12 protein-coding genes are annotated in these 17857 nt (G+C 53.4%); 1 reads left to right on the top strand and 11 read right to left on the bottom strand.

Features of this window, described 5'->3' with window-relative positions:
• Nucleotides 1–149 precede the first annotated feature (149 nt).
• The 4 genes from AC50YG_RS15355 to AC50YG_RS15340 all read right to left on the bottom strand — a co-directional run bounded on the left by AC50YG_RS15355 (nt 150) and on the right by AC50YG_RS15340 (nt 3883).
• Nucleotides 150–731 carry a nitroreductase family protein gene (locus AC50YG_RS15355; protein WP_494827902.1) on the bottom strand — a complete coding sequence of 194 codons (582 nt, stop codon included), beginning with the start codon at nt 729–731 and terminating at the stop codon, nt 150–152.
• A 23-nt stretch (nt 732–754) separates the two neighbouring features.
• On the bottom strand, nt 755–1765 hold the full coding sequence (locus tag AC50YG_RS15350) for a FecCD family ABC transporter permease (RefSeq protein ID WP_494827900.1): 1011 nt from the start codon (nt 1763–1765) through the stop codon (nt 755–757).
• On the bottom strand, nt 1765–2751 hold the full coding sequence (locus tag AC50YG_RS15345) for a FecCD family ABC transporter permease (protein ID WP_341279117.1): 987 nt from the start codon (nt 2749–2751) through the stop codon (nt 1765–1767). The genes AC50YG_RS15350 and AC50YG_RS15345 overlap by 1 nt, the downstream gene beginning before the upstream one ends.
• Before the next feature lie 103 nt (nt 2752–2854).
• Nucleotides 2855–3883 (bottom strand): ABC transporter substrate-binding protein, encoded by a 1029-nt coding sequence (locus tag AC50YG_RS15340; RefSeq protein ID WP_494827898.1) that lies wholly within the window; start codon nt 3881–3883, stop codon nt 2855–2857.
• 471 nt (nt 3884–4354) lie between these two features.
• On the opposite strand from AC50YG_RS15340, the gene AC50YG_RS15335 reads away from it, so the two are divergent.
• On the top strand, nt 4355–5947 hold the full coding sequence (locus AC50YG_RS15335) for a helix-turn-helix domain-containing protein (protein ID WP_494827896.1): 1593 nt from the start codon (nt 4355–4357) through the stop codon (nt 5945–5947).
• Between the two features lie 131 nt (nt 5948–6078).
• Here AC50YG_RS15335 and AC50YG_RS15330 read toward each other — a convergent pair whose 3' ends face one another.
• Genes AC50YG_RS15330 through AC50YG_RS15300 form a run of 7 tightly spaced genes read right to left on the bottom strand, consistent with a single transcriptional unit; the run spans nt 6079 to nt 17671 of the window.
• Nucleotides 6079–7440 carry an MFS transporter gene (locus AC50YG_RS15330; protein WP_494827894.1) on the bottom strand — a complete coding sequence of 454 codons (1362 nt, stop codon included), beginning with the start codon at nt 7438–7440 and terminating at the stop codon, nt 6079–6081.
• Nucleotides 7437–8771 (bottom strand): LLM class flavin-dependent oxidoreductase, encoded by a 1335-nt coding sequence (locus AC50YG_RS15325; protein ID WP_473760985.1) that lies wholly within the window; start codon nt 8769–8771, stop codon nt 7437–7439. Before AC50YG_RS15325 ends, AC50YG_RS15330 begins: the two co-directional genes overlap by 4 nt.
• A gap of 19 nt (nt 8772–8790) precedes the next feature.
• Entirely contained in the window at nt 8791–12003 is a 3213-nt protein-coding gene (locus AC50YG_RS15320; RefSeq protein ID WP_494827892.1) for an IucA/IucC family protein, read from the bottom strand.
• Nucleotides 11948–12985, bottom strand: a complete 1038-nt coding sequence (gene sbnB, locus AC50YG_RS15315) for a 2,3-diaminopropionate biosynthesis protein SbnB (RefSeq protein ID WP_473760991.1) — start codon at nt 12983–12985, stop codon at nt 11948–11950. The genes AC50YG_RS15320 and sbnB overlap by 56 nt, the downstream gene beginning before the upstream one ends.
• Nucleotides 12982–13977: a 2,3-diaminopropionate biosynthesis protein SbnA gene (gene sbnA, locus AC50YG_RS15310; RefSeq protein WP_341279124.1), complete on the bottom strand. Its 996-nt coding sequence runs from the start codon at nt 13975–13977 to the stop codon at nt 12982–12984. The genes sbnB and sbnA overlap by 4 nt, the downstream gene beginning before the upstream one ends.
• 5 nt (nt 13978–13982) lie before the next feature.
• The gene (locus AC50YG_RS15305; RefSeq protein ID WP_494827889.1) at nt 13983–15824 is read right to left on the bottom strand and encodes an IucA/IucC family protein; all 1842 of its coding nucleotides are present in this window, start codon (nt 15822–15824) and stop codon (nt 13983–13985) included.
• Nucleotides 15821–17671, bottom strand: coding sequence for an IucA/IucC family protein (locus tag AC50YG_RS15300; protein WP_494827887.1), 1851 nt, complete (start codon nt 17669–17671; stop codon nt 15821–15823). The genes AC50YG_RS15305 and AC50YG_RS15300 overlap by 4 nt, the downstream gene beginning before the upstream one ends.
• Between the last annotated feature and the right edge of the window lie 186 nt (nt 17672–17857).

Here is a 17857-nt window from a genome sequence, read left to right as displayed (position 1 = left end):
TCATTTACGATTTTAACGAAATACTTAAAGTTAATCCATGTACATTTTTGCCCTATTTTTCTATATTAAAATTATTAAAAAACTCTTAGAATCATTAGATTCCAAGAGTCTTCGGATTTTATAGAAAATTAAACTAAATTTAATGTTAATTATTTGTTAACAATTGTAAGAAGCTCACGCGCTGGAGTGCGCGGGGCAGCATGGGGAATCACTCGCGGATAGCCAATATGGAGCACGGCGACAATTTTTTCACCCGGCTGTACCCCTACCCCAGACTCATCGCGAAATTTCGGATTATACATGTAAGGATTCGACTTCCACACCATGCCAATTCCCTGCTCCCAGGCGGCAAGCTGAAGATTTTGAATGAGACAGCATACGGCCGAAAAATCCTCATCCCACTGCTTTTGACGCGGGTCCTCCTTGAGCACGACCAATAAATGCAGCGGGGTATGCATATATTCCTTCATCCGGTGCTCGCCATACTTTGCCAGCTCCTCCGGCGAGAAGGTGGACAGCACCGCATCTGCGAAAATTTTGCGCCCTTCCCCTTCATACACGATAAAACGCCAAGGCTCGCGCAAATTATGATTAGGGGCCCAGACCGCTACATCGAGCAGCTCCGTCAATGTCTCCACGGACACCGGATCTTCCTTGAAAACCCTCACCGTACGCCTTTCCTTTATGAGTTGCGATACCGTATTTGGCAGAGCGGACTTGTCCGTATGCATCGTTTTCTCCTCCTTGTGTCCAGTTATGGACGATTGCGATTGCGGTACAGCAAATAAATTAAATAAGGCGCTCCAATAGCTGTCGTTATAATGCCTGTAGGGATTTCAATAGGCGGCAGCAGCGCACGTCCCAGCAGGTCGGCAGACATCACGATCAAGCCACCAACTAAAGCCGATACGCTTAGCAGCCTGCGGCTCGTCTGGCCTACCAATTGCCTCGCAATATGCGGTCCCATCAAGCCAATAAACCCAATGGTTCCGGCCATCGCGACAGAGGCGCCAGCCAAGCTTACGCTGATGAGCAATAATAGGCCGCGTGAACGCTCAACCGAGCTGCCAAGCCCGATGGATAGCTCATCGCCAAGCTTCAAAATATCCAAGGTCCGCGACATAAGAAGCGCTGCCGGAAACAAAATGAGCAGCCACGGAAGCAGCGGCCAAAAATGATCCCACGTTCTTCCATATGTACTTCCCATCAGCCAGATCATCGCCTGCTTAATGTTCTGAACGTGACGCGTCGTCATCCAAAAGGTAATATATGCGTGTGAGGCCGCGCCCACCCCTACGCCGACAAGCAGCAGCCGCATAGGTGCAGCTCCACGTCGCCAAGCAAGAAAATACGTAAGCGCAGCCGCTCCAAGCGCCCCGCTAAACGCAATAAAAGGCAGCAGCGCAATCGGCACCGATGGCAGGGCAATAATGGCAGTAACCGCCATTAAGGCAGCACCTCCGTTAATGCCAATAACACCTGGGGCAGCCAGCGGATTGCGGGTAATCCCTTGTAAAATGGCACCTGACAGCGCCAGCCCGCAGCCGACTAGAAAGGCTACCAGCGACCTTGGAAAGCGCAGCTGATTGACGACAAACTCATATTCAGGCTCGCCGATGCCTATGACCGTTTTCCACGCTTGTGACAGCGGTACAGGATATTCTCCGATCATAATGCTCATGGAGAGAACGATAATATTGGCGGCAATCAGGACAACTATGACAGGCCACAAAGGGGCGGATGTGGATAAAGTGAAACGGGACATTATCGCTTCTCCCTCCTTTGAGCCAAATAAATGAGGAAGGGGGCGCCTGCCATCGCCGTCACTACACCTGCCGGAAGCTCCTGATAGGGAAAAATAAAGCGAGCGGCGATATCCGCCAGCAGCAGCAAGCCCGCTCCAAACAGTGCAGAATAAGGAATAATCCAGCGATAATCCAGTCCGACCATAAATCTGACGATATGCGGAACCGCAAGACCAATGAAGCCGATTGGCCCGGCAATAGCGACAGAGCCTCCCATAAGGAACATGACGATGAACAGAGCCGCCGTCTTCATTAGGCCGATTTTCAGCCCCAGCCCCTGAGCAACCTCATCGCCGAGACTAAGCAAATTAATTTGCCGGCTGAGCGCCAGAGCGCCCGTGATCCCGACCAGCATGTATGGCAGCACGCGCACGAACATTTCCATACTGCCGCCGGTTAATGAACCTGCCATCCAGAAGCGCATTTCATCCAGTGACTCCTCGCTGAAAATAAGAATGCCCTGCACCATGGAGGCAAGCAGCATATTGATTGTGGCGCCCGCCAAAATCAGCTTAATGGACGTAAGGCCTCCCCGGCCCAGCGAGCCAAGCATAAAAACTACGAGACAGGCAAGCCCAGCCCCGAGCAGTGCCGCCCACATATGGACAAGCGAAGACGTAAAGCCAAATACAAACATGGAAATGACGAGCAGCAGCGCCGCCCCATAGTTGCTTCCGAGCATCTCGGGGCCCGCCAGCGGATTGCGGCTAATCGCCTGCATAATGCTTCCCGCCATCCCGAGCGATGCTCCGACCATCATCGCCATTAGCGCGCGCGGCACCCGGACCGTGCGAACGATCAGATGCTCCCTTGAGCCGTCAAATGAGGTAAACGCATCGATGACCGTATGAAGCGGAACCATTGATTTTCCTACAGCGATGCTGGCTGCAAGGCCAAGGATGACAAATACAATACCGAGCACAATGCCCATAAGCCGAATATTCAAATCCGTTCCTCCCTAAAAGCGTGGCGGCAGAGCGCCAGCTCTGCCGCAGCAGGGACACTCTGCCTACTCACCACGCTTCCAATCCCTTGAACGCAAGCGCTGATTACGCTTTGACCAGGAACTTAGCCAAATCGTCGATCATAAGATTGACGGCCTGTATGCCATGCCCGCTGAGCCAAACTTCCCAGCTCGCTACGTAGACGCGATCATTTTGCACGCCTTTGAGCGTATTCCATAGCGGATTGCTTTTAATTTTTTGCTCAAAATATTCCTGCTCGCTCTCGCGTCCGAACAAAATAATGACATCGCCGTCCAGATCGGCAATTTGTTCCTCTGTCGCATTAAAGTTAAAATCGTCATCGCCGCTTTGTACAGCTGGACGCTTAATGCCTGCACGCTCTACTACACCGCCAGTGAACGAAGGCTTTAAGTAAACGGAAACGCGGTCCTTCCTTGGACGAAGCAGCGAAACCTCCGTCGTATTCAAGCTATCGCCCAGCTTCGCGTGCAGCTCTGCAATATGCGCATCAAATTGCTCAATCAGCTTCTTGCCCTCTGCTTCTTTGCCAACAATAGCGGCGTGCACAGCCAGGTTCGCCTCCCATTGTGCGCCGCCTACCTCAGTAAATACAGTTGGCGCAATTTGTGAAAGCTGTTCATAGATAGCCTCCTGGGTATCCTTGATGCCGATAATGACATCTGGCTTCAACGAGGCAATCGTCTCCAAGCTCGGCTGCTCCACTGTTCCGATATTCGTAATGCCATCTGTTCCTGTCAAATAAGTGGCGAAGCCATCATCCACCGAAATGATCGATGGCGCGCCAACCGGCTTCACGCCAAGTGCAAGTATATTATCAAGTGCGCCATTATCCAATACAACCACTTTCTGCGGATTAGGCGGAACGACTGTTTCTCCCATCGCATGCTTGAAAGTACGATTTTCTGTCGAACCAGCAGCGTTTGCTTCAGCGGTTGGCTGGGCGCTTTCTCCCGCAGCCGGACTAGCACTGCTTTGCCCAGGCGATGCACCGCCTGTTCCATTTACCGCAGCTCCGCAGCCTGATACGACGAGCATCAGCAGCAGCACCAGTACCGCACGCGCCTGCCCATTGATTTGTAACTTGAATAACATTGAAAAACCCTCCCTGTATGTATCTTTGGCCTTTAGCGACCATTTTTATGAGAACTATTCTCAACGAGAATCATAAAACGTTTGGCGCTTTTTGTACATTGATCTTTTTGTCCGATTCCATATAAGATTTTATCATCTACCCCATAGTTGACAATAACCTATTTTCATAATTGACTATGATAATGATTTTCATTTACAATAAACAGGATCCCATTTTTCTTATTTTTAAATATAAGCATTTATAAGTTTCACTCTTATAACGGGCTTATATTTCTCGGACTGAAACGGGCCGCGCCGCCAAAGGACGGCGACAGCCGTTTCACCTTGAAATATAGGAAAGGATATCATTTTCTCATCCTTTCTCTATATTTTTCGGACTGAAACGAGCCACGCCGCCAGAGGACGGCGACAGCCGTTTCACCTTACAGCAACCGATGCCTCTTACCAGACTAATAGACTGGAGACGCCAAAATGAAACGTACAATGGTTTTTTTATCTTCCATTCACAAATACAGCAAACCAGCCCACACTTCTATTCAGCGGACGGCACCCGCTCCGATGCTCATCTTTCTTACCCGAGGCTCCGGCCTCCTCTCTATGAACGGCTATGAGCGAAAGCTCGAAGCGCTTGAACCGCTTCTGCTGCTTCCCGGCATGTCCATACGCTTCCAAGCAGGTCGCGGAGACTTTGAATATTATGTGCTGATTCTGGATGCCGTTGGTATCGCCAAACATCGTGAAAGCCGGAAGGTACAGCTTCCCGATCTGCCAGCCGAGCTGTTTGGCAGCGGCATCAAGCTGCACAGCCAGCAGCAAATCTCCGAGCGCATCGCACGCCTATATGAGACAGCCTCACAATCCGATAAGTTCGAAAGCAAGCCTGAACGCGAGCTGATGATTCAACTGCAATTTCAGGAGCTTTACAGCACAGTCCTGCTAGAGCTGCTGGAGCTTAATCGCATTCCAACATCTGAGAAGGGCATGCAGGATAGCATCAACTACCTTCATAAACATCTGCATGAAAAAATCAATCTGGAGCAGCTTGCCAGTATCGCCATGCTGACGCCAACCTCCTACTCGCGCAAGTTTAAGAAGGTAATCGGCGTCACTCCCTTTGAATATTTAGCAGAGCTTCGGGTCAAGGAGGCGAAGGCCCAGCTCTCGCTGAATGGGGCGTCTGTCAGAAGTGTCTCTGAGCGGATTGGCTTTGGAAGCGAATTTTATTTCAGCCGGGTATTTAAAGCAGCGGTTGGTATTTCTCCCAATCTATATATGAAGCGCCATCAATTAAAAATCGCTGTCGTCGCCTGCTCCAGCTTTGACGACAGCTTGCGCTCGCTCGGCATTTTTCCGATAGCCAGCATGAACTGCTTCCGTTATCCCGGCATGGGAGAAGCCGAGCATCTGCGCAAAGTGACCGGTCATATGCAGACGCTGATGCTGCTTAAACCGGACTTGATTCTCATCGATCGCTATCATCATAACTACGAGGAGCCGCTTAAACAAATTGCCTCCACCGCTTGTCTGGAGCATCATGCCGACTGGCGTATCGCCTTGCACAAAATTGCGGAGATGATCGGCTGCGAGCGCACCGAGCAGACGATGCTCAGCGAGCTGGCGCAGCAAACCGACGACGCCCGCAAGCAGCTCGGCCGCTCCGTCGGCAGCGGGAGCCTGACGTTAATGCGGGTTACGCACAACGCCGTCCGCATTCAGGGAGCGCCGGACCATCCGCTCAACGAGCTGCTGTTCACTGAGCTCGGGCTAACGGCGGGCAGCTCTTCTCCAGCCATTGACCACAAGGTCGAAATGCAGCCGGAGCAGCTTAGCGGCCTGTCCATTCAATCGGATTATTTGTTCGTTCAGAAGCTTCATCATGGACCGAGCAGCGACCAAATTTTGCAACGAATGCAAAGCAGCCCCTTCTGGAAAAAGCATGAGGCTGTCCAGAGCGGCCGTGTACGCTTCATCCCAAATTGGTATGCCATGTGCTGGACGCCGATTGGCCGCAAAACAATTATGGATTCGCTGCTCCTCTATACGGATGGACAGCATCATGCCTAGTTTTTTAACAAGGTGAAACGGCTATCGCCGTCCTTTGGTGGCGCGGCGCGTTTCATTAAGAGAAATATAGAGAAGGGATAGCGCTAGGGTATCCTTTCTCTATATTTCAAAAAAAAGCCTATGGGGCCGCACTAACGCGGCCCCATAGGCTTTTTGAATGCTTCGCCCGCATGTCGGGGCGTAGAAGCGTTATTTTCAGGAGTGGCGATCGTGTCAGAAGGAGTTTCGGGATTTGCTCTAGCATCGCTTCTGGATTTGCTGCTGCCTCCAAGCATTTTGTAGCTCCAGCCGGCATTGAGCAGCATGAGAAAGGCAGACATGAGAAAAACTCCCCTTATGCCTACGTAGCCATAAGCTGCCCCAGACACGATGGGCCCAAGAACAGCCCCCAGGCTGACTGCGCTCGTATCAAAGCTGTATGCCCGCGTCTCCATCCCCTTCGGCACATACTGCTTAATGAGCGTTCGAACCGTCGGAATGAGCCCGCCAATGAACATGCCCAGCAAAAACCGCAGCAGCAGCAGCTGCCAATAATAAGCGACAAAATAATGCAGCAGTACGACTACGCATGCGCCGAGCATCGAGTAGCTCAAAATGCGGTGCGGGCCTGTTCGGTCAGAGCGCCTGCCGAGCAGCGGCGCAAAAATCATATTGGACACGCCCGTAACCGAGCTGACCAGCCCTACATATAAAGCCAGCATCCCCGCCTCGCCATGCAGCTCCTTGACGAACAGCGGAATAAACGGCAGAGATCCGGTCAGCGCAAACTGAATCATGACGCTGACCGCCAGCAGCGCGGGAATTTGCCGAACCCGACATAACACGAGAAAGCCGCCGATCGTGGAAACATTTTGCTCGGAGCGCTGATCGGCTTTCACAAAATGATCCTTCACGACGATAGCAGTCAACAGTGCCGCCATAAACATCACCGTGCCTGTTATAAAAAAAACACTCCGCAGCCCAAGCCATTCCGCCAGCAAACCGCCAATAAGCGGCCCCATGACCGTACCGGAAATGTTGCCGGAATGCAGCGTGCCCATGGCAAAGCCCATTCGGCTGCTCGGCGTATTCGTCGATACAATGGCAGTTGCCGAAGGTGAAAACCCAGCAAAAGCGCCATTGAGCAAACGAAGCAGCAGCAGCTGCCATGGCGCCTCAGCGAAGCCCATCATCGCAATGACGATGGCCATGCCGAAGCCTGCTCGCAGCAGCATCATTTTTCTTCCATAGCGGTCGGCTATTCTTCCCCAGATGGGTTGGCAAATGAATAAGGTCACATAATGGGCGGCGAATATCGCTCCTGCCCAAAACCCCGCCTCACTGACCGAGCTCACGCCCAAATCCTCAAGGAACAACGGGAGAAAGGGGATGACCATCGTCGCGCTGCCCGTAACAAGAAAATTGCCGAGCCATAAAATGGTGAGATTCAGCCGCCAGTTAACCGCTGCCTTGTCTGCGCCACCTGCTCCGGCTGGCGCCCCTTTCCCCTTCACGCGTGGACGCCAGGCCGTGCCTCTACGCTGCGCCCGTAATGCTCCCGAAGTGTGCTGCCGGTATAATCGGTGCGGAACAAGCCGCGATTTTGCAGCTCAGGAATGACCTTGTCTACAAAGTCATCCAGCCCTGACGGCAGTGAAGGCGGCATTAAATTAAAGCCATCGGCTGCTCCTGCAACTGCCCAGCGCTCCATGGCATCTGCTATTTGTATTGGGGTGCCTGCCATGGAGAAATGACCGCGTGAAGAAGCGGTGCGCATCATGAGCTGGCGAATGCTGAGCTTTTCCTGCTGCGCCATTTCAATAAACATTTGATGCCGGCCCTTCTGCGAATTGATTTGCTCGGTTTGCGGCAAGTCGGCATAGGGCAGCGGACCATCCAAAGGATAGGCAGACAGGTCTATCCCAAATAAATTAGACAGCCTATATAGTCCATAATCGATTTGCACCAGCTCATGCAGCTCCTGCTCCTTTTCCTTCGCCTCTGCTTCCGTATCGCCAATGATGGCGCAGAAGCCTGGCAAAATGCAAAGGCTATCCGTACTGCGGCCGTATTTAGCCATTCTCGATTTCAAATCGCTGTAAAAGTCGCGCCCGCCCTGCAGCGTATTTTGTGCTGTAAATACGGCCTCCGCCGCCATCGCGGCAAATTCCTTGCCCGTATCCGAAGCGCCTGCCTGCACAAGCAGCGGGTGCCCCTGAGGCATGCGCGGCAAGTTCAGCGGACCGCGAACCGCATAATGCTCACCTTTATGATCGATCCGCTTAATTCGCTCGGGATTCGCATATACGCCGGACTGCTTGTCGATGATGAGCGCATCATCCTCCCAGCTGTCCCATAGCGATTTGACGACCTGCAAAAACTCCTCGGCCCGGCGATAGCGCATCGAATGCTCAGGAAGCTGCTCGTCGCGGAAATTGAAAGCCGTTGTATTGCCGGTAGAGGTCACAATATTCCAGCCGGCCCGACCTCCACTGATGAGATCCAGGGAGGCGAATTTGCGGGCAATATGAAACGGCTCATTATAAGTGGTCGAGGCAGTGCCAATGAGCCCGATATGCTTCGTTGCCATCGCAAGCGCGGACAGCAGCGTAAACGGCTCTAGCCCTTGAAGCACCTTGTATTGAATCGTAGGCGGCAGGCCATAGGAATCGGCGAGAAAAATCGAATCCAGCTTGCCCCGCTCCGCGGTCTGCGCCAGCTTTACATAATAATGCACATCGACTGCCCTCTCCGGGCTACTGTCGGGATGCCGCCATGAAGCCTCATGATGGCCGGTGCTCATCAGAAATAAATTCAGATGCAGCTGCTTTTTCGTCTGGGTCATCGTTTTCAGCTCCGTTTCTTTAATCAAGGTAAATGTGCTGCGGCTGCGCGTGGCTCAAAAACTGATGATGGGATATCGCCCAGCCGTAAGCACCTGCATAAGGAAATAACACAATGTCCCCGACACGCACCCGCTCGATATAGCTGTCACGCGCCAGCACATCTTTAGGCGTACATAGCTCGCCAGCTATCGTTACCCGGCAGTCAGTCAGCTGCGGACGTTCGAAGGAATAAGGCCAGCTATCCACCGCTACAATGCGGAACGGATGGCTGTGCTGCCAGGATGCCGGCAGCCTGAAATGGTGCGTACCGCCGCGCAGCAGGGCGAAGCGGCTGCCATGATTATTTTTCACCTCCGCCACCTCAGCCGCGTAATAGCCGCAAGAAGCGACAATATAGCGGCCGCATTCAAATACGAGCTTGACGCCAGGCGCGCATAGCGGAGCAATCTGCTCCCGCAGCCCGTCCGTGAACCGTTCCCACTCGAATTGGCGCAGCAAATCTGCATAATTGACGCCAATTCCACCGCCTACATTGATGTAAGCAATGTTCAGATGGAACTGCTGCGTCCACTCTGCAGCGCGGCGGCAATAAAAGGCGAGCAGTTCCAAATGCCGATCTACGCTCAAATTATTCGATAGCGAATGGAAATGGAAACCGTCGATTTTGATATGGCTTAACGTGCGAGACAGCTCCAGCAGTTCGGGAATTTGCTGCTCATCATTGCCGAACTGCGATTTCCGTCCCGCCATCACGAGCTTTGCATCCGGCAAAGGGATGCTTACATTTACGCGCAGCAGCACCGGCATGATTTCCCCGCGCCGAGCGGCAAGCTCGTTCAATCGCAGCAGCTCATGCCTGCTTTCCACATGAATATGGCGAACCTTTCGCTCCATTGCCTCCATCAGCGCCTCATCGGTTTTGACGGGACCTCCATAAATAACCGGAATGCTAGCATCCACCTCGCGCGCTTTGCGGATTTCGCCTGCGGAAGCCGTCTCAAACCCATGAACATAAGGAGCGAGCGCTCCTATAATAGGCGCCTCGGAGTTTGCCTTCAGCGCATAAAACAGCTGGCAGAAGTCCGGAAGGCTGGCGGTCAGGCGGCTAATATGCTGTCGGAGCTCAGCCAAATGGTACAAATAAGCGCAATAGGGCTGTTCGGCATGCTCCTGCTTATCCGACATTACCCGCTTCAGCACGGAGGCAGCAATCGACTCGTCCCTGCGCTCTGCCACCGCATAAAGCGGATTGGGCAGCGTTACATAGGACGGATTTTCGCCCCGCTGGCTGAACCAGCTGGACAAATTCGCTTTGGCCGGCAGCTGAGGCGTCTGAAATAAATCGGTCATATACGGTTCAGCCCCGCTCAGCCATGAAGAACGGCGAAGTGTATGATAAACGGTGCGCCACAGCGCCAATTCCTCCACATTCAGCGAATAAGCGATGGCATGAATGAGATGACCGAAATGGTTGACCAGCACATAATATTTAAATCGATCCCATGCTTGCTTGTCTGCATAAAGTGCCGGATGGCCCTGCGGCAGTGTAAAGGCAGTCTGCCTAGTAGAGCTGTTCCCGCGTGCTGCGTAACTGGACTTCCTCCCGGAAGCTGGCTGTCCATGCCGCTCTTCGCTAAGGCTAGTCCCTTCCAAATCACGGACGTAAAAACGTGCCGGCCAGCCCCGCTCTAATGCAACTAGCGAGTTTTGCACATGGGCTTCCATGCTGACTCCATGCTCTGCAAATAGCCAAATCAGCGGTACCAGTGATATTTCAACATACCGCTCCAGCCATTGCTGGGCAAAGGAAAGATCAGGGGCCGCCTGCCGGGCATCTGCGGCAAGCTGGATGAAGGCGCCTATCGGCGCAGACTTCGGTTCCGCTCCCTCCTCAAGCAGCGCAGCGACTACTAGCGGGCTAGCCGCTTCCTCCGGCTCATTCCCTGGCGCCACATAAGCAGGGTTGCGGCGGAATACGACACCGAAGCTTGCGGCAAGTTCCGCCGCTTCTGTTGCGCTTATAGCTGCCTCTACTGATTCAGATGGCACATCCTCCAGCAAATTGATCGTCTGATAGCCTTCTTCAAGGATAATATGGAACGTTTCTCCAAACGGGCTGCCTTGCTCCAGCTGTGCGAGAATTCGGCTTGCCTCAATCGTTCTGACCAGCTGCTCTGTCGGATTATTTCTCACAAAATGAGTAATACGCACTTGCAGCGGCAGCTTGATCATATAAGGGCTTTGAACATCCCAAACGGTACGCACAGATGAGGTCGGCACCACTTCATTTCCTAGCGGGCCCAAATGCACAAGTCCGCCTTGCTCCATGAGCCGCTCGACCACAGGCAAGCCTAGCAAATACTCCGCCTGCCAAGGATGAACCGGCATAAGAACGTAGTGCTGGCGAGCAGCAGGCAGCAGCTTCAGTGCGGCTAGCCGTACCTTCTCAGGGGTAACCGGACCGCCCTTCTCGCCCACTGCTTGATCTCCAATCCACTGCTGCTGCACGAGCTCCGGCTCAGCGGCAAAATAATGCAGCGTAAACCCAGCGCCAAGCTCCGGAGCGTAGCGGACTTTATCGTCCGCCGTAAATCCCTGCGAGCTTTTCGGAGCAGGATGGAATGGATGGCCCTGCAGCATCGACTGCTCTGCCAGCCTTATTCGCCCGCTGCCATACGTCCTCGCAAGCTGGATTCCGCCACTGCCTGACTCCTCTAAGAAATGGCTCATATTGCTTAATGAGCTAGCAATTTGCGCCAGAAATGCTTCTTCTTTGCTTGCATCTCGGCTTCCGCTCGCAATCGCGAGCTCGGCCACAATAATCGCTGCTAGCCCAGCTGCACCAGCCAGCCTGCTGAACGGGGCATGACGAGCCGCCCTTCCTGTTCCCTCCACCAGCCACAGCGAGTCGCCATATTTGTGATGGCCCATCGCTGATAGCCAGCGAATAGAACCGACAATTGCCCCGCGGGAATGGGGCAGCTCCAGCATAAATGCCCCAAGGCCTCCTTCACGAGCGACAGCTGCCTGAAGCTCCGTCGGCAGCTGCTGCTCCGCATGAAGAAGCGGGCGAAAATGTCCCGCTTCCCGCATATACGCATTGAGCAGCCGCTCCACATGTGCTTGCTCCGCTATTGCCGGCGGAGCCGCGATTGTTTTCCGTTCACTCATAGCATCACCCTGCAGATGGCGCAGCTTGCTCAGCGCCAAACAATTCCAGCTCGCTGCCAATGCCCGCCTCTCTCGCCTTCCGATAAATTTCCGCGGCGCTGGCAATGTCCTCAATAGCCATGCCCATTGGATTGAGCACGATGATTTCCTCATCGTTCTCGCGTCCTGGCTTCCGGCCAGTAACCAGCTCGCCCAGCTCGCCATACAGCTGCTCGCGCGAATAATTGCCCTCCGTGACAAGCTGATGAATAATTTTTTTCTCCCGGTTCGCCTGCTGCCAATCGTCAACGACGATTTTGTCCGCGCGGAGAAAAACATCCTTTTGCAAATCCATAATCGAAATATTGCTGACGAAAGCGCCTTTTTGCAGCCAATCGAACGGAATATACGGCTGGTCGGCGACCGTGCAGGTGACGATCACTTCGCCGCTGCGGACAGCCTCTTCTGCACTCCCCGCAACCGTAATATCCACATGGTTGAAGCGCTCGCGAAGGCGCTGAGCGAAACGCTCCGCCGCCGCTGCGTTCAAATCATAAAGCTGCAGCGTCTTAATAGCTGGAAACTGTTCAAGCATCGCCTGCATCTGCATGCCGGCAATTGCGCCACAGCCGATGCAGCTTAAAGCGGCAAACTGCTTTTTCGCCAAATAACGGGCGCCAATAACGGTAACGGCTGCAGTGCGCATGCCGCTAATCAAGCTCGCCTCCAGTATCGCTACCGGATAATTGCTCTGTGGATCGTTCAGTACAATGACGCCGCTGGCCCGCTCCGCTCCAAGCCGGGATGGATTGTCATGCTTGCTTCCGATCCATTTAATACCGGATACCGGCTCGTTTCCACCCAAATGTGCGGGCATGGCGATAATTCGGTCGGCAATATGGCCGCTCTGTTCATTGACGCGCAGATACGGCTTCAGCGGCTGTACGAAATCCCCTTCCGCATGCAGCGCAAGTGCATGGCTGACCGCCTGCACATACAGCTCTGACGAATCGCCTCCCGCCCGGCGAATATCCTCGCGGTTCAAATACAGCATTTTGTTCATACTAGTGCTCCTCCTGTTTGTTCGAGCATACTGACCCAATCATCGTTGTAAATCGTATCCATGTAACGGTCCCCACGATCGGGGAATACGGTAACAATCGTCGAGGACGGAGAAATAGACGGCAGCAGCTTGCCCAAGGCAGCAATAATCGACCCCGTAGAGCCTCCTGCAAAAATCCCCTCTTGTCCAAGCAGCTGCTGGCAGCCGGCTACCGATTCCAAATCGCGCACATAGATGACCTCATCGATTTCATCCCTGCTGAGCAGCTCCGGCACGCGGCTTGCGCCAATGCCAGGAATTTCTCTCGTTCCCGGCGGACCGCCGAATATAACGGAGCCTGCCGCATCCACTGCAATTACTTTCATATGCGGATTTGTCTCGCGCAGCCGCCGAGCAAAGCCCAAAATACTGCCAGTCGTGCTGACCGCACAAACCAAATAGTCTATTTTTTCATCGATTTGCTCTATAATTTCACTCGCCGCAGTAGAATAGTAGGCTTTCCAGTTCCACTCATTGGCGTATTGATTGATCCAGTAGGAATCCTGAATTTGGCCCAGCAGCTCATTGACCCGCTGAATCCGCGTTTTGAGATAGCCGCCCTGCTCATCCTTGACGGTCACCATATCAATGCTCGCGCCCAAGCTTTTAATAATTTGCAAATTCGTTTTTGATATTTTTGGATCGACGACACAGGTCAGCTTCAGCCCCTTGATCTTCGCCACCATCGCCAGCCCAATGCCGAGATTGCCGGAGGTGCTTTCGATTAAATGCGTATTCGGCCCGATTAAGCCGCTCTCGAAGCCCTGCTCAATCATATACAGCGCAGATCGATCCTTCATGCTGCCGCCCGGATTCATCATCTCCAGCTTGGCGAACAGCCGGACGCTTGAGTCTGGAAAAATTCTTTTCAGTCGAACGAGCGGTGTTCCGCCCACACAATCTACTACGGAGGTCACTCCTGCCTCTTGCTTGTGCACCGTTTTCACATTCATCTTGTTCACACTCCCGTTTCTCTCATATGGTATAGCGGATTGGCGACAGCATGATTGCGGATCACATGCTCGCCGAACAGCCTGCGCCTCGTTAGCTGCCCGACCTCTATCGTTTCAGCAAATAGATCATAGCGCTCTGCCTTATGCAGACCGAATGTGCTCAAATAGCTTTGGATCGGCGCCGCAGCGGCTTGCCAAAACGCTGTTTCCGGAAGCCCGTAATGCTCCTCCAGAACGAGACAAAGGTCAGCCAGCATAATTTGCAAAAAAGAATCCATCAGAAAATTGCGAATCTTCTGAACATTATTCGTTTCCATAGGCGATGTGCTGTAGCTATTAGGATGCAGCGGATCGGAGTCCAGTAAATGCTCAGGTCTCGATTCCTGCTCGCCATCGCGAGTATGGAAACGCACACCGCCAGGCAAATCCCGAAGCGCAATTCGCGAAGGCACACCTTGCTTGTGAATGAGCACTAAGTTTTGACCATGCGATTCCATTGCAATGCCATGCTCGAACAGCAGATGAATGAGCGGCAGCATGCTGATTGAAAGCAGCTTATCCAGCCAGCTTCGAAGTCCTTCGCGCTGCACCCAGCTGTCGATAAACGGCTTGCCGTCTGCGCCAATATGGCATAAAACGGTGAACGGTGCTGCTTCCTCGCCCTCCTCCAAGTGGACATAGACGCTCTCGCGCCATATAGCGCCAAGAGTTCCATAGCCGGCGGCCCGTACAGGGCCTGGCAATAAATTGTAGCGGAAGGAGACGCCCGCATGCTCCTTGAGCAGCACGAGCTTAAGCTCATCGCGCAAATAGCGGTCACCAGCCACAATGCTTTCAAGCCAATCCGATAAAATCGGCGCATTCGTTACATGATGCGTTCCGAGAAGGCGTACAGCGGATGTATTGACGATGCTGATCGCGGTTTTGACATTATTTTTGAGCCGATTATTGCGATTGGACAACGAACGGATCGACTGCTGCGGAGAATAATGATCTCCTTCTTCGCCGAGCACAACGATACGCCCACTGGCCATGAACCGGAAATATAGGGGAGCGATTTTCTCCCGCCACTGCCAGGGATGAACCGGGACGAACGTAAATTCCGCCGCCGCAAGCCCTTGCTGCTCCAGCTTTTGTACAAACCTTGCAACAGTCTCCTCGCCAAGCTCACGGGCAATATGCTCCGCCCATGAACGATTCTGGGATACGGCGAAAATCAGATCCTCCTTATGAACCGCTAGCCACACCAGCTGGAACCGTCCATGAAATTCCGGGCCATACTGCGCATTATCCTCCAATTGAAAGCCGATTCGCGATTTGAAGCACGGATGATACGGATGCGCCTCAATAACGTCGCCCTCCAAATCCGCCAGCTCCCGGCTGCCCCTAACCGGATGCAGCAGGCGGTGACTGCGGGCAGCCGCTTCCTTGATCAGCGTCTGCTCGATCTCCTGCGTGAAGCGCTCTAGGTACCGCGGCTCCTCCACCATCGCAGAAACGATTTCCTGCAAAAATAACGCGATATCCTCGGCTTCCTGCCCGAGTCCATCCTGATGCTGCGCTGCCTGCCTAAACAGCGGCTGATCGGTTAAGCGAAGCTTGCCGAAGCTCAGCTTGCGCCTGAATGCACAGCGATAATAGACGGGACGTCCCTCGGCATCCATTCCTGTAATCGTTATCTCCTCTGCTCCATCAGCAGCGATAACGCTGTCGTAAGCAATCATCTGCTCATACAGCAGCGCCTCCAGCAGCTGGCGGAATACACGCCGCCGCGCTGGCGGATAAGCCTCCGAATGAACAATCTCCTCTATCCCCGCCTCGGGCTGCGTCAGCTCAAGTGCCTTCATTTCTTGTTCTCCTCCTCTATGCAGTCCGATTGGTCACGGCGAGCTTCACGGCGAGCTTCACGGTCAGCTTTGCGATTACTGTCACGGTAGCCAGCCAAGGCATTCGCAATCCAGTGATCCCGCTCTCCGCCATCTCCTCGCAGCCTGCGGGCAGCAAGCAGCCCGACGAAAACTTGATTTTCAAACAGATTATAGGCCTGAAACTGCTCTGCCAGCTGCGGAAAATCCCGTTCATACTGGCCGATCGCATCCGCAACCGCCTGCCAGAAATGCTGCTCCGCGAATGAATAATGCGTATTCAAAAACAAAGCCAGCTCCGCCAAATTCACAAAAAACAAAGCGTTATGCACCACGTCCCGAACCTCATGCTTAACATCCGTTTCCGGCAAAGCCGCAGGGTTCGCATTTTCTCCGTTATAAAATAATACGCCGCCGGAAAAGTCCTTTACGGCGAGCCGCGACGGTACGCCGCTGCGATGCAGCAGCACGAGATTTTGCGCATGCGCTTCAACTGCGGCCCCATGAGCGAACAACAAGTGGAGCAGCGGACGCAAAACAACGCTGAGCAATTGGTGAAGCCATACCTCTACTCCCGACGCTTGCACCCATGGCGCGATAAAGGGCTGCCCGCCCTGCCTAACATGGCATAGCGCCGTAAATGGAACCGCCTGCTCACCCTGATCTGCATAAAGATGGACGCTGTCCCGCCATAAGGCGCAAAGGGTTCCTTCTGCCCGCCCGCGCACGGACTGTGGAAGCCGTTCATAACGATAAGAAACACCGAGCCGCTCCTGCAATAAAATCAGCCGCAGCGTTTCGCTCAAATACCGATCCCCCGCCACCATAGCCGCAAGACGGGCCGAAGATCTCGGACCATTCCTCGCATGCCGCGGACTAATTGTCCGCATCGATGATGTATTGCGAATGCTTAGCGGCAATTTAATCGACAGCCCCTTAAGCTCTGTGCGGTTAGCTAAAGTACGAATGGACTGTTGGGGCGAGTAGAGGTGACGGCTTTCGCCTAATACGACGATTTTTCCTGAAGCGATCTCCTTGAAAAATAAACCGGAGAGCACCTCCCGCCACTGCCATGGATGTACAGGCATATATACATAATCCTTTGGCTCGCTGCCTTTCTGCTCCAATCGCTGATCCCACTGCGTGAGCAGCTCCGCGCCAACGTCTGCAAGGATAAGCCCGCGTCCATCTATCCCTTCGGACGACGTCATTTCCACATCCTCCTGCCAGACGGCGAGCCAGAGCAGCCGAAACTGCGGATGAAATTCCGGACTGTACGCCTCGTTATCAGCCATCGAAAAACCGATTCTCGACTTGAAGCATGGATGGTACGGGTGCCCTTCCAGCACATCTCCCTCAAGCTCGTCGTAGCTGCGGCTGCCGCCCCGCTTATTGCTCTCCTCCTCGCTTACCCACTGCAAGGCAGCGGCTTCCTTCAGCAGCGTCTGCTCAAGCTCTGCGGCAAAGGTGCTAATCTGGCTTGGTGCTTCAGCTAGGGAGCGAGCCATTTCCTCCAGAAAGAGGGCAATATCCTGCGCCTCTTCCTGCCTTCCATCCTGTAGGCGAATTATGATGCTGTTCGTCAGCTTTATTTTCCCAAAACTTAGCATTTTTCTGCCTTGGCAGCTATAATGGACAGGCCGCTCTTGATCATCGCGACCGAAAATAAGTATTTCTAGCTGGCCATCCCGCTGCTCTGTGCATGTGAAAACGGGGAGCCTTTCAAATACGAGCGCTTCAATCAGTTGGGTGAACACCCGCCTTCTCGCCCTCTGAAAAGCCTGTGAGCTTGCCAGTTCGCCTATTGCTGCCTTATTCGCGTAAGCCATTCCCGTTTGAAGCACCTCCTGGAATTTTTAATTGATTTTCATTATCAATGATATCGACAACGCCTGCGACCGTCCATGTAGCATTTTGTCCGATTTTACCAATTGCTGCCCCTCCAAGGTGAAACGGCTGTCGCCGTCCTTTGGCGGCGCAGCGCGTTTCATTCCGAGAAATATAAGTCCTATTTA

It is taken from the genome of Paenibacillus sp. J31R34 (genome assembly GCF_059383715.1).
This window is presented reverse-complemented; position numbering and strand designations above follow the sequence as displayed.